Origin of the sequence: Xanthomonas melonis, assembly GCF_020783655.1 — a bacterium.
Lineage (GTDB): Bacteria > Pseudomonadota > Gammaproteobacteria > Xanthomonadales > Xanthomonadaceae > Xanthomonas > Xanthomonas melonis.
The window spans coordinates 1-13,004 of the sequence record NZ_JAJGQH010000021.1 but is presented as its reverse complement, the minus strand read 5'-3'; the positions used below and the strand labels follow the sequence as shown (position 1 = coordinate 13,004).

11 protein-coding genes are annotated in these 13,004 nt (G+C 63.2%); all 11 read left to right on the top strand.

Going from position 1 to position 13,004, the window contains the following annotated elements:
- Position 1 precedes the first annotated feature (1 nt).
- Positions 2–1,333, top strand: coding sequence for a chromosomal replication initiator protein DnaA (gene dnaA / locus LL964_RS18660; protein WP_104588204.1), 1,332 nt, complete (start codon positions 2–4; stop codon positions 1,331–1,333).
- Positions 1,334–1,608: 275 nt separating this feature from the next.
- Entirely contained in the window at positions 1,609–2,709 is a 1,101-nt protein-coding gene (gene dnaN / locus LL964_RS18655) for a DNA polymerase III subunit beta (protein WP_104588203.1), read from the top strand.
- Positions 2,710–3,697: 988 nt separating this feature from the next.
- Positions 3,698–4,804 carry a DNA replication/repair protein RecF gene (gene recF, locus LL964_RS18650; RefSeq protein ID WP_104588202.1) on the top strand — a complete coding sequence of 369 codons (1,107 nt, stop codon included), beginning with the start codon at positions 3,698–3,700 and terminating at the stop codon, positions 4,802–4,804.
- 112 nt (positions 4,805–4,916) lie between these two features.
- Positions 4,917–7,361: a DNA topoisomerase (ATP-hydrolyzing) subunit B gene (gene gyrB / locus LL964_RS18645; protein ID WP_104588201.1), complete on the top strand. Its 2,445-nt coding sequence runs from the start codon at positions 4,917–4,919 to the stop codon at positions 7,359–7,361.
- A gap of 67 nt (positions 7,362–7,428) precedes the next feature.
- Complete coding sequence (locus LL964_RS18640) at positions 7,429–8,265, top strand: CPBP family intramembrane glutamic endopeptidase (RefSeq protein WP_104588200.1); 837 nt, start codon at positions 7,429–7,431, stop codon at positions 8,263–8,265.
- Between the two features lie 181 nt (positions 8,266–8,446).
- Positions 8,447–9,253: a M48 family metallopeptidase gene (locus tag LL964_RS18635; RefSeq protein WP_104588199.1), complete on the top strand. Its 807-nt coding sequence runs from the start codon at positions 8,447–8,449 to the stop codon at positions 9,251–9,253.
- 280 nt (positions 9,254–9,533) lie between these two features.
- The gene (locus LL964_RS18630; RefSeq protein ID WP_104588198.1) at positions 9,534–10,730 is read left to right on the top strand and encodes a tetratricopeptide repeat protein; all 1,197 of its coding nucleotides are present in this window, start codon (positions 9,534–9,536) and stop codon (positions 10,728–10,730) included.
- Positions 10,731–10,882: 152 nt separating this feature from the next.
- A complete protein-coding gene (locus LL964_RS18625) occupies positions 10,883–11,554 on the top strand; it encodes an energy transducer TonB (protein ID WP_104588197.1) in 672 nt (223 codons plus the stop codon).
- An 85-nt stretch (positions 11,555–11,639) separates the two neighbouring features.
- A complete protein-coding gene (gene exbB / locus LL964_RS18620; protein ID WP_104588196.1) occupies positions 11,640–12,401 on the top strand; it encodes a TonB-system energizer ExbB in 762 nt (253 codons plus the stop codon).
- Positions 12,402–12,447: 46 nt separating this feature from the next.
- Positions 12,448–12,873: an ExbD/TolR family protein gene (locus tag LL964_RS18615; protein ID WP_104588195.1), complete on the top strand. Its 426-nt coding sequence runs from the start codon at positions 12,448–12,450 to the stop codon at positions 12,871–12,873.
- Positions 12,874–12,876: 3 nt separating this feature from the next.
- Positions 12,877–13,004 (top strand): biopolymer transporter ExbD (locus LL964_RS18610; protein ID WP_228329500.1); only part of this gene is annotated, 128 nt, incomplete at its 3' end.

Sequence of the window (13,004 nt, the reverse complement as noted above, 5' to 3'; positions counted from 1 at the left end):
GATGGATGCTTGGCCCCGCTGTCTGGAACGTCTCGAAGCCGAATTCCCGCCCGAGGACGTCCACACCTGGTTGAAACCCCTGCAAGCCGAGGATCGCGGCGACAGCATCGTGCTGTATGCGCCCAATGCGTTCATCGTCGATCAGGTCCGCGAACGCTACCTGCCGCGTATCCGCGAGTTGTTGTCGTATTTCGCCGGCAATGGCGAGGTGGCACTGGCCGTCGGCTCGCGCCCACGTGCGCCGGAGCCGGCGCCTGCACCGACCGCCGCGCCCAGCGCGCCGGTCGCCACCGCCCCGATCGTGCCGTTCGCCGGCAACCTGGATTCGCACTACACCTTCGCCAACTTCGTCGAGGGCCGCAGCAACCAGCTCGGTCTGGCCGCCGCGATCCAGGCCGCGCAGAAGCCCGGCGACCGGGCGCACAACCCCTTGTTGCTGTACGGCAGCACCGGCCTGGGCAAGACCCACCTGATGTTCGCGGCCGGCAACGCGCTGCGTCAGGCCAATCCGGCCGCCAAGGTGATGTACCTGCGGTCGGAACAGTTCTTCAGCGCCATGATCCGCGCATTGCAGGACAAGGCGATGGATCAGTTCAAGCGCCAGTTCCAGCAGATCGATGCGCTGCTGATCGACGACATCCAGTTCTTTGCCGGCAAGGATCGCACCCAGGAAGAGTTTTTCCACACCTTCAACGCGCTGTTCGATGGCCGCCAGCAGATCATCCTGACCTGCGACCGCTATCCGCGCGAGGTGGAGGGCCTGGAGCCGCGGCTCAAGTCGCGCCTGGCCTGGGGCCTGTCGGTGGCGATCGATCCACCGGATTTCGAAACCCGTGCGGCCATCGTGCTGGCCAAGGCGCGCGAACGTGGCGCCGAGATTCCGGACGACGTGGCGTTCCTGATCGCCAAGAAGATGCGCTCGAACGTGCGCGACCTGGAGGGTGCGCTCAACACGCTGGTGGCGCGCGCCAACTTCACCGGGCGCTCGATCACGGTGGAGTTTGCCCAGGAGACGCTGCGCGACCTGTTGCGTGCCCAGCAGCAGGCCATCGGCATCCCCAACATCCAGAAGACCGTGGCCGACTACTACGGGCTGCAGATGAAGGATCTGCTGTCCAAGCGCCGCACCCGCTCGCTGGCGCGTCCGCGCCAGGTGGCGATGGCGCTGGCCAAGGAGCTCACCGAACACAGCCTGCCCGAGATCGGCGACGCCTTTGCCGGTCGCGACCACACCACCGTGCTGCACGCCTGTCGGCAGATTCGCACCTTGATGGAGGCCGATGGCAAGCTGCGCGAGGACTGGGAAAAGCTGATTCGCAAGCTCAGCGAGTGATGCGGCGCGCCAATGTTTGTCGGGCTTGGAAAAAAGCGTGGATGAGTTGGTGCCAAATGCGGGAGAATCTGTGGATAAATACGGCTGCAGTGGCGGGCGGAAAACTATCCACAGGTTTTCCCACCGCTCCAGGCAGACTAGTCCAACGACTTTTCCGGCTAGAAAAACGATTTGAAACAATGGCTTAGAGTGGTTGTCCGCTGAAAACAGCCCTACCATCACCACCAAGCTTTTGATTTATTCCACATCTTTAAAGCATAGGGGCACGGAACCACATGCGTTTCACACTGCAACGCGAAGCCTTCCTCAAGCCGTTGGCCCAGGTGGTCAATGTGGTCGAACGGCGTCAGACATTGCCGGTGCTGGCGAATTTGCTGGTGCAGGTAAACAACGGGCAACTGTCGCTGACGGGTACTGACCTGGAAGTGGAGATGATTTCCCGCACCCAGGTCGAAGATGCGCAGGACGGAGAGACCACGATTCCGGCCCGCAAGCTGTTCGACATCCTGCGTGCCCTTCCCGACGGCAGCCGTGTCACCGTGTCCCGGAGCGGGGATAAGGTCACCGTGCAGGCCGGGCGTAGCCGGTTCACCCTGGCGACCTTGCCTGCCAACGACTTCCCGTCCGTCGACGAAGTGGAGGCCACCGAGCGTGTGGCGGTGCCCGAGGCCGGCTTGAAGGAACTGATCGAGCGCACGGCGTTCGCGATGGCCCAGCAGGACGTGCGTTATTACCTCAACGGGCTGCTGTTCGACCTCCGCGAGGGCTTGCTGCGCTGCGTGGCGACCGATGGCCACCGTCTGGCGCTGTGCGAAACGGAGCTGGAGAAGGCCGGCGGTGCCAAGCGCCAGATCATTGTGCCGCGCAAGGGCGTGACCGAGTTGCAGCGCCTGTTGGAAGGTGCGGATCGTGAGGTCGAGCTCGAGGTGGGGCGCAGCCATATCCGCGTCAAGCGTGGCGATGTCACGTTCACGTCCAAGCTGATCGACGGCCGTTTCCCGGATTACGAAGCGGTCATCCCGATCGGTGCGGACCGCGAGGTCAAGGTCGATCGCGAGGCCCTGCGTGCGTCGCTGCAGCGTGCAGCCATCCTGTCCAACGAGAAGTATCGCGGTGTGCGCGTGGAAGTGTCGCCGGGTCAGCTGAAGATCAGTGCACACAACCCGGAGCAGGAAGAAGCCCAGGAAGAGATCGAGGCAGACACCAAGGTCGACGATCTGGCCATTGGCTTCAATGTGAATTACCTGCTGGATGCATTGTCCGCGCTGCGCGATGAGCACGTCGTCATCCAGCTGCGCGATGCAAATTCGTCGGCATTGGTGCGTGAGGCCAGCAGCGAGAAGTCGCGACATGTGGTGATGCCGCTGCGTCTCTGACGTTGCGTTCCACGTGGAACACGGAAGCCCGGCGAGAGCCGGGCTTTTTTGTGCGCGGGGACAAGACCTGGACACTTGCAGACGAAGCCGAGCTCGGGCAGGGGAAGAGGTCCAGCGATCGATTGGGTCTGCAGCACACATCGATGCGCTCAAGGCATCCGCAATTGGAGGTTTGGGGCTTAGCAGGGGGTGCGCCCATTGATCGATGAGCACTTCCGACTCGCTATGGCGTCGACAGACAGCACACGGTTGGTCTCGCCATGGCTGTTGCAGGACGCCCTTGGCTGCTGTGCGAGATATCGCTGTCGCGGTATGCAATGACGAGACGCGTCAGCCGTGGAGACCCGGTTTCCCGGAGAAGTGACCGAGATTCAATTCGTTGGAAGAGTGAAGCTGCCTGTTAGCGCCGAATTCGATCGCATTAGACATGGCCAATCTACAAGCAAAGGCGACATAAGAGAGACCAGGTCTCAGATATTTACTTGCGGTGTCAAATGGGCTGCCAACATAAATGACGGGTGTCGAAGTGGATCGAGGTCAACCAAGTCTCAGAAGCGAAAGAGACAAAACTGTCGCGTCCGTCCTCAGTGTTCCCTCGGACATTGGGTTGAAGATCCCGCCCGCCGCCTTGCGCTTGGCCGTCCCGAGAATTTGCCGGTTTTGACTTATGCACATCTGCTTTTGCTTTTAAATCTATAAATAACTTAAGAGCTTTGTGGTGATGGTAGGGGCAGATTTCGCCGAAAAGTAGGTCAAGTAACTGTTTTAATTGTGATTTTTGGTATCGAAACCCTGTGTTTTGAGGCGGGTTTTTGGCCTGATAGCTTGTAGATAAGTGCTGAGAGGGTTTGCAGCTGCTTTTTTGTCCCCAAGTTATCCCCAGGCCATCCTCTGGCGATCGCCGGCGCCGGCTGCGCGTAAACTGTCCAATCACGTATCCTCCGCTGCGACCGGGAGCGCCGGATCACAGCCCGGAGTACACCGATCGATGCACGTAGTGCGGTTGTCCATCCATCGACTTCGTCGATTCGAGACGGTCGAGCTCTACCCTGCCTGCTCGCTGAACCTGCTGACCGGCGACAACGGTGCAGGCAAGACCAGCGTGCTCGAGGCACTTCACCTGATGGCCTACGGCCGTAGCTTCCGTGGCCGGGTGCGCGATGGATTGATCCAGCAGGGCGCTGGTGATCTGGAGGTCTTCGTCGAATGGCGGGAGGGCAGCGGCACGACGCAGGCCCGCACGCGGCGTGCGGGCCTGCGCCATAGCGGACAGGAATGGACCGGGCGACTCGATGGGGAGGATGTCGCCCAGCTGGGCACCCTCTGCGCGGCGCTTGCGGTGGTGACGTTCGAGCCAGGAAGCCACGTTCTGATCAGTGGGGGCGGCGAACCGCGTCGGCGCTTTCTGGATTGGGGCTTGTTCCACGTGGAACCTGACTTCCTGGCGCTATGGCGCCGCTATGCGCGTGCACTCAAACAGCGCAACGCCCTGCTCAAACAGGGAGCGCTGCCTCGGATGCTGGACGCTTGGGACCATGAACTTGCCGAGTCGGGAGAATCCCTCACCTCCAGGCGACTGCACTACCTCGAACGACTGCAGGAGCGCCTGATTCCGGTCGTCACTGCCATCGCCCCGTCCCTCGGCCTGTCTGCGCTGAGCTTCTCCCCGGGCTGGAAACGTCACGAGGTGTCGCTTGCAGATGCCTTGCTGCTGGCACGCGAGCGCGATCGTCAGAACGGCTATACCTCGCAAGGGCCGCATCGCGCCGACTGGGCGCCGCAATTCGATGTGCTTCCCGGCAAGGATGCGTTGTCGCGAGGTCAGGCCAAGCTCACCGCCCTGGCCTGCCTGCTCGCTCAGGCGGAAGACTTTGCCCACGAACGCGGCGAATGGCCAGTGATCGCGTTGGACGATCTGGGGTCGGAACTGGATCGACACCACCAGGCCAGCGTGCTGCGGCGTCTGGCGCAGGCGCCCGCGCAGGTGCTGATCACCGCGACCGAGACTCCGCCAGGACTGGCCGAAGCGGGCGGGTTGTTGCACCGGTTCCACGTGGAACACGGCGCGCTCATCCAGCAGGCGGCGCTGTCGTGACCCAACGGCCCATGCGGGCCGACTGGTATAATTCGCACGCTATCCCCCTTTTCCCACGGTGCGAAGCGGCTCCCGCCGCCTACGCCCGTGTTGTGGAGCCAACGGCACGCGCATGACCGACGAACAAAACACCCCGACGCCCCCCAACGGCACCTACGACTCCAGCAAGATCACCGTGCTGCGTGGCCTGGAAGCCGTCCGCAAGCGCCCCGGCATGTATATCGGCGACGTCCACGACGGCACCGGCCTGCATCACATGGTGTTCGAGGTCGTCGACAACTCCGTCGACGAGGCGCTCGCTGGCCACGCCGACGATATCGTGGTCAAGATTCTGGTCGACGGTTCGGTGTCGGTGTCCGATAACGGGCGCGGCGTTCCGGTGGACATCCACAAGGAAGAAGGCGTCTCTGCGGCCGAGGTCATCCTCACCGTGCTGCATGCCGGCGGCAAGTTCGACGACAACAGCTACAAGGTATCCGGCGGCCTGCACGGCGTGGGTGTGTCGGTAGTCAACGCGCTGTCCGAGCAGCTCTGGCTGGATATCTGGCGCGACGGTTTTCACTACCAGCAGGAATATGCGCTGGGCGAGCCGCAGTACCCGCTCAAGCAGCTGGAAGCCTCGACCAAGCGCGGAACCACCTTGCGCTTCAAGCCCGCGGTGGAGATCTTCAGCGACGTCGAGTTCCACTATGACATCCTGGCCCGCCGTTTGCGCGAACTGTCCTTCCTCAATTCCGGCGTCAGGATCACCCTGATCGACGAACGCGGCGACGGGCGTCGCGACGATTTCCACTACGAAGGCGGTATCCGTAGCTTCGTGGAGCATCTGGCCCAGCTCAAGACCCCGCTGCACCAGAACGTGATTTCGGTGACCGGCGAGCACAACGGCATCGTGGTGGACGTCGCCCTGCAGTGGACCGACGCCTATCAGGAAACCATGTATTGCTTCACCAACAACATTCCGCAGAAGGATGGCGGCACCCATCTGGCCGGTTTCCGCGGTGCGCTGACCCGGGTGTTGAGCAGCTACATCGAGCAGAACGGCATCGCCAAGCAGGCCAAGGTCTCGCTGACCGGCGACGATATGCGCGAAGGCATGATTGCCGTTCTGTCGGTCAAGGTGCCCGACCCCAGCTTCTCCTCGCAGACCAAGGAAAAGCTGGTCAGTTCCGACGTGCGCCCCGCGGTGGAGAATGCGTTCGGAGCACGCCTGCAGGAGTTCCTGCAGGAGAATCCGAACGAAGCCAAGGCCATCACCGGCAAGATCGTCGATGCCGCGCGTGCGCGCGAAGCCGCCCGCAAGGCACGCGACCTCACCCGCCGCAAGGGCGCGCTGGATATCGCCGGCTTGCCCGGCAAGCTGGCCGACTGCCAGGAAAAGGATCCGGCGCTGTCGGAACTGTTCATCGTCGAGGGTGACTCGGCAGGCGGTTCGGCCAAGCAGGGGCGTAACCGCAAGAACCAGGCCGTGCTGCCGTTGCGCGGCAAGATCCTCAATGTCGAACGCGCGCGCTTCGATCGCATGCTCTCCTCCGACCAGGTGGGCACGCTGATCACCGCGCTCGGCACCGGCATCGGCCGCGACGAATACAATCCGGACAAGCTGCGTTACCACCGCATCATCCTGATGACCGACGCCGACGTGGACGGTTCGCACATCCGCACCCTGCTGCTGACCTTCTTCTACCGGCAGATGCCGGAGCTGATCGAGCGCGGCCACATCTACATCGGCCTGCCGCCGTTGTACAAGCTCAAGCAGGGCAAGAGCGAGCTGTATCTGAAGGACGACGCGGCGCTCAACGCCTACCTGGCCAGCAATGCGGTCGACGGCGCGGCACTGATTCCGGCCACCGACGAGCCGCCGATCACCGGCGAAGCGCTGGAGAAATTGTTGATGCTGTTCACCAGCGCCAACGAAGCAATTGCGCGCAACGCACACCGCTACGACCCGGCCCTGCTCACTGCGCTGATCGACCTGCCGCCACTGGATGTGGACAAACTGCAGGCCGAAGGCGACCAGCACCCGACCCTGGATGCGCTGCAGGCAGTGCTCAACCGCGGCACACTGGGTACCGCGCGCTATCAGTTGCGCTTCGACCCGGGGAGCGACAACGCGCCTGCCACGCTGGTGGCCATCCGCCGCCATATGGGCGAAGAGTTCACCCAGGTGCTGCCGATGGGGGCCTTCGAAAGCGGCGAACTGCGTCCGCTACGTGAGGTCTCGCTGGCCTTGCATGACCTGGTGCGCGAAGGCGCGCAGATCGTACGCGGCAACAAGAGCCACCCGATCACCAGCTTCGCGCAGGCCCACGCCTGGTTGCTGGACGAGGCCAAGAAGGGCCGCCAGGTGCAGCGCTTCAAGGGCCTGGGCGAAATGAACGCCGAGCAGTTGTGGGAAACCACGGTCAACCCCGACACGCGCCGTCTGTTGCAGGTGCGCATCGAGGATGCGGTGGCCGCCGACCAGATCTTCAGCACCTTGATGGGCGATGTGGTGGAACCGCGTCGCGACTTCATCGAAGACAACGCGCTGAAGGTGTCCAACCTGGATATCTGAGCCGCCGTTGTCGCTGCGGCGGGGCACTGCGGTGCGACGCCGCAGCCCCGGTGCTGGCAGGACGACGATGAGCACACAACCTTCTCCCTTGCCGGCGCCGCCCGGCGTTGCCGGCAAGCGGCCGCTGGCCCCGGTATTGCTCGGCTTTGGCGTCGATGTGCTGATCGCCATCGGGCTGTTGCTGACCCTGAGCGTGGCCGGCTTCGCGCTATGGGGCGCACTGCGCGGGATCGCGCATGTGCAGGCCGCCAAGGCGCAGGGGCTGACGCCCTCGCCCGCCGAGGTCATGGCCGCAATCGGCCAGCCCGGGGTCATGGTGCAACTGCTCGTCGCGCTGGTCAGCACCGCCACACCGGCGCTGGTGCTGTACTACTGGCGCAGACGCGCCACCCCCGCCGAGCAGGCCGCCTCGCGCAACGCCGCATGGCGCGTCTCCACCTGGGCCTGGACCGGGCTGATTGCCGCTGCCGTGTTCCTGTTCAGCAATCTGGTCAGCGCCGTGGCCTCGGCGCTGGGAATCAAACCGGTGCCGACCAATCTTCCGTTGATGGAGGAAGCCATCCAGCAATGGCCATGGGCGCTGGCCGTGTTTGCGGTGCTGATCGCTCCGGCGTACGAAGAGCTGCTGTTTCGGCGGGTATTGTTCGGCCGGCTGTTGGCCGCCGGGCGTCCATGGTTGGGCATCGTGCTGAGCGGTGCGATCTTCGCATTGATACATGAAGTGCCCGGCATCAGCGGCAACGGCCCGGCCGCCATCGTCCAGCTGTGGCTGGTGTACGGCAGCATGGGCGCGGCCTTCGCCTGGCTGTACTGGCGAACCGGCACGCTATGGGCTCCGATCGCCGCCCATGGCATCAACAACGCCACCGCCCTGGTCGCGCTGTACTTCTTCGGCGGCGCCTGAAGCCCCCCGCCCGCCGGCAGTTATCCGTTGCACGGCGCCACCCCTGCGCTCACGGGAGCGGTCCAGGCGGTGCACACTGACCATTGCCAATCGCTCGTCCGGGATTTCGCGCAGGTTCGGCCCGTTTGACGAAAAGTTAAGACGGGCCTGCCAAAATAGCGAACGGGTAGAGGGGGATCTGATGAAATCCAGGCTGTTGATCGTTGTCGCTGTCCTCGCACTGACGGCATGTGCCACCACCACTTCGCCAACCGGCCGCCGACAGGTGGTGGGCGGCGTGTCGCAGGAACAGTTGGACCAGCTCGGCGCGCAGTCGTTCGCGCAGACCAAGGCCAAGGAAAAAGTCAGTACCGACAGCAAACAGAACGCCTACGTGCAATGCGTGGTCAACGCGCTGGTCGCGCAGTTGCCACCGCAGTGGCGCGAAACCAACTGGGAAACCGCGCTATTCGTTGACAGCGAGGCCAATGCGTTCGCCCTGCCCGGCGGCAAGGTCGGGGTGAACACGGGCATCTTTACCGTCGCCAAGAACCAGGATCAACTCGCTGCCGTCCTCGGGCACGAAATCGGCCACGTGATTTCGCGCCACCACGAAGAACGCATCACCCGGCAGTTGGGCACACAGACCGGTCTGGGCATCATCGGCGCCCTGGCCGGTGCGGCCTACGGCGAAGGCGCGGCCAGCGCCGTGAACCAGGTCGGTGGAATGACCGCTCAGACAGTGTTCCTGTTGCCCGGCTCGCGTACTCAGGAAAGCGAGGCCGATGTGGTCGGTCAGCGCCTGATGGCGCAGGCCGGGTTCGATCCTGCGCAGGCGGTGGCCTTGTGGCAGAACATGATGGCCGCCAGCGGCAACCGCCAGCCGCAGTGGCTGTCCACCCACCCCGATCCCGCCAACCGTATCCGCGAGCTGGAGGCCGACGTCGGCCAGCTTCAGCCGGTGTACCAGCAGGCACGCCTGGCAGGACGGCAACCCAGGTGCGGCTAGGTCCCGCGCCGGGCGGCGCTGCGGTCACCGATTCGGCCCAGGTCAGCCCCGGCGAACCGAGACGTGGACCGGTTCTGCCCGGATCACCTCGCACGCGCCGACCCCAAGCCGGCGACCGTTAGTCCTGCTCCACAACTGTCCGCGGCTCGATTGTCGCACCACAACATGGAAACCGTTTTCGGGAACTGGGACTTTCTGCTAAGTTTGCCGGCTCAGATTTTTCGTACAGCTTCCATTCCGCTTTTCGTACCGCCAGACGGCGGCTCGTCCGAGGTGAATCATGAAACTGCTCAACCGCAAGCAAGCCTTGTTGTCCCTGTTCATTGCCGCGTCGCTGGGTGGGGCTGTCGTCGCCGATGCGGTGGCGCAGTCGGATCGTTCCTCCGAGCGCGCCAGCCGCAAGTCCAAGAACAGCGGCAAGGCTGAGGAACTGTATCCGCAGTCGACCCGCCAGGCGCCCACGGTCAAGCCGTCCTCCAAGCTGAGCAGCAAGCTGCAGAAGCTGATCGAGACCTTCAACAAGGGCGAGGATTACGCGGCGGTACGCACGCAGGCCGACGAGATCCTGGCCAACAGCGCGGCTAACGAGGCCGACAAGGCGCTGGCCGGCCAGCTGGCTGCGCAAGCGGCCTACAACCTGGACGACACTGCCGCTGCCAAGACCTATCTGCAGCAGGCCATCGCCCTGAACGCACTGGACAACAACGGCCAGTTCCAGTCGATGCTGATGCTGGCCCAGCTGCAGATGCAGGACGACCAGCAGGCCGAGGGCCTGGCCACGCTGGACAAGTATCTGGAAGAGAGCAAGTCGCAGCGTCCGGAAGACCTGATCCTCAAGGGCCAGGCGCTGTATCAGGCAGAACGCTACAAGGAAGCGATTCCGGTGCTGAAGCAGGCCATCGCCGCGTCGCCCGAACCCAAGGACACCTGGAACCAGTTGTTGATGGCGTCCTACGCCGAAGCCGGTCAGACCGGCGAAGCGGTGGCTGCGGCCGAAGCGCTGGCAGCCAAGACGCCGAACGACAAGAAGGCCCAGCTCAATCTGGCCAGCATGTACATGCAGGCCGATCAGATGGACAAGGCGGCCGGCGTCATGGACAAGCTGCGTGCATCGGGGCAGTTGACCGAAGAGAAGGAATACAAGCAGCTGTACTCGATCTACGCCAATACCGAGAACAAGGAAAAGGACGTCATCGCGGTCATCAACGAGGGTATGCAAAAAGGCATCCTCAAGCCCGATTATCAGACATACCTCGCTCTGGCGCAGTCGTATTACTACAGCGAGGACGTGCCCAAGGCGATCGAGAACTGGCAGAAGGCCGCTCCGCTGTCCAAGGACGGCGAGACCTATCTGAATCTGGCCAAGGTGCTGCATTCGGAAGGGCGCATTCCGGAGGCCAAGCAGGCCGCGCAGCAGGCAATCGCCAAAGGTGTCAAGAAGCCCGAAGACGCCAAGAAGATCATCAACCTGAAGTAAAAAGAAAAATAAACCCCCGAAATCCCTGTGTTTTTAGTGGTTACAGGACTCGGGATTGGTATAAGCTTGGGAGTTCCTGCGGTGTCAAAGCCGTCCGAAAACCTGGGGATCATCACAGTGATCCGGGCCCCCACTGAAAGAGCCATTGGCGCATGACGGAACAACTCGTTATCCACAGGCATGACTATGATGCCGGGAACCAGGGTCTGAGCTGGGCCCGCATTATCGGTATTGCTTTTGTAATTGCCCTGCACCTCACTGCACTGATGATGTTGCTGATCCCTGCAGTGGCGCCGAAGGCTCCGGCAGAGAAGGAGCGCACCACCATGGTCACCCTGGTGGATGCACCGCCTCCTCCCCCGCCACCGCCGCCGCCGCCGCCGCCGGAAGACAAGCCGCCACCGCCGGTCAAGAATCTGTCGCCGCCGAAGCCGTCACCGGTTCCGCCGCCGCCGGAAGCGCCGGTCGTCGATGTTCCCGAACCGCGTCCGAGCGATATCGTCACGCCGCCGAGCCCGCCGGCTCCGCCGCAACCGCCGAGTGACATCGGCGCCAGTGTCGATATCTCGTCCAAGAACATGAACCCGCCGAAGTACCCGCCGGCTGCATTCCGTGCCGGTATCCAGGGCGAGGTCATCCTGATCGTGGATGTGGATGCCAACGGCAACGTGACCAACGTGTCGGTCGAAAAGTCCAGCCGCAACCGCGACCTTGACCGTGCCGCGATGGACGCAGCACGCAAGTGGAAGTTCAACGCGTCCACCGTCAACGGGCAGAAAGCCGCCGGCCGCGTCCGCGTCCCGGTCAACTTTGCTCTGAACTGATCCCACGGGCCGGCCACGGCCGGCCCAGGATCCTGTCTTCCTTTCGCTCCACCCTTCATCACCACACACAACAAAGGTAAGCGTCATGCTGCAGGAATTCTTTATCGCCGCCGCTGCAGGGGGCTCCAATCCGTCGGCCGCTCTGTCGCAGATGGGCTTCGAGCACTTGATCACCGAAATGACCTCCAGCCCCGGCGACTTCGCCGTGTCCTGGGTCGTGTTGATCACCCTGGTCGCCATGTCCGCTGCCTCCTGGTACTGGACCGTCATCAACATCTTCCGCGCCACCCGTCTGAAGAGCGCGGCTGACCGCGTGACCACCGCGTTCTGGGAAGCCCCGAATGCACAGGACGCCATCCGCGCCATGGAAGAGCAGCCGGCTTCGGAGCCGTTCTCCAAGATCGCACTGGACGCTGCGCAGGCTGCTGCTCACCACCAGCGTGCCGAAGGCAATACCGGTGGCCTGGGCGAGAGCCTGAGCCGTTCGGAGTTCGTCGACCGCGCCCTGCGTCAGGCCGTGACCCGCGAAAGCACCAAGCTGCAGTCGGGCATGACCCTGCTGGCCACCGTCGGTGCGACCGCGCCGTTCGTCGGTCTGCTCGGTACCGTGTGGGGCATCTACGGCGCGCTGATCAAGATCGGTGCGACCGGTTCGGCCTCCATCGACGCCGTTGCCGGCCCGGTGGGTGAAGCGCTGATCATGACCGCGATCGGTCTGTTCGTCGCCATCCCGGCCGTGTTCGCGTTCAACTTCTTCTCCAAGGTCAACAGCTCGGTGATCGCCAAGTTCGACACCTTCGCTCACGACCTGCACGACTTCTTCGCCACCGGTTCGCGCGTTCGCTAATCCGGTCGCCAAGAACGCCTTCGCAACGATTTAGACGGAGCCCGTTATGGCCTTCAGTAGTGGAAACAGCGGCGGCCCGATGGCCGACATCAACGTGACGCCCCTGGTGGACGTGATGTTGGTGCTGCTGATCATCTTCATCATTACGGCACCGCTGATGTCCCACAAGGTCAAGGTGGAGCTGCCCGAGGCCAACCTCATCCAGAATCCGGATGAGGCCGAGAAGCGTTCTGCGCCGATCACCCTTGCCGTCAAGGAAGACGGGTCGCTGTACTGGAACGACGAGCCGATTTCCAAGGAAGCCCTGGAGTCGCGCCTGTCCACCGCTGCACAGCAGACCCCGCAGCCGCCGCTCAACCTGCGCGGCGACCGCACGACCAAGATGCGTACGATCAACGAGATCACCAAGATCGCGCAGGGTCAGGGCATGCTGGACGTCGGCTTCGTTGCAACCAAAGAGAAGGGGCAGTAAGCCATGGCATTCAGTACCGGTGGAAACCGCGGCCCAATGGCCGACATCAATGTCACGCCCCTGGTGGACGTGATGTTGGTGCTGCTGATCATCTTCATCGTGACCGCGCCGATCATGACCTACCCGATCGC

Coding starts and splice junctions, on each gene's coding strand:
- dnaA (WP_104588204.1), top strand. CDS start 2: ATGGATGCTTGGCCCCGCTGTCTGGAACGTCTCGAAGCCGAATTCCCG.
- dnaN (WP_104588203.1), top strand. CDS start 1,609: ATGCGTTTCACACTGCAACGCGAAGCCTTCCTCAAGCCGTTGGCCCAG.
- recF (WP_104588202.1), top strand. CDS start 3,698: ATGCACGTAGTGCGGTTGTCCATCCATCGACTTCGTCGATTCGAGACG.
- gyrB (WP_104588201.1), top strand. CDS start 4,917: ATGACCGACGAACAAAACACCCCGACGCCCCCCAACGGCACCTACGAC.
- LL964_RS18640 (WP_104588200.1), top strand. CDS start 7,429: ATGAGCACACAACCTTCTCCCTTGCCGGCGCCGCCCGGCGTTGCCGGC.
- LL964_RS18635 (WP_104588199.1), top strand. CDS start 8,447: ATGAAATCCAGGCTGTTGATCGTTGTCGCTGTCCTCGCACTGACGGCA.
- LL964_RS18630 (WP_104588198.1), top strand. CDS start 9,534: ATGAAACTGCTCAACCGCAAGCAAGCCTTGTTGTCCCTGTTCATTGCC.
- LL964_RS18625 (WP_104588197.1), top strand. CDS start 10,883: ATGACGGAACAACTCGTTATCCACAGGCATGACTATGATGCCGGGAAC.
- exbB (WP_104588196.1), top strand. CDS start 11,640: ATGCTGCAGGAATTCTTTATCGCCGCCGCTGCAGGGGGCTCCAATCCG.
- LL964_RS18615 (WP_104588195.1), top strand. CDS start 12,448: ATGGCCTTCAGTAGTGGAAACAGCGGCGGCCCGATGGCCGACATCAAC.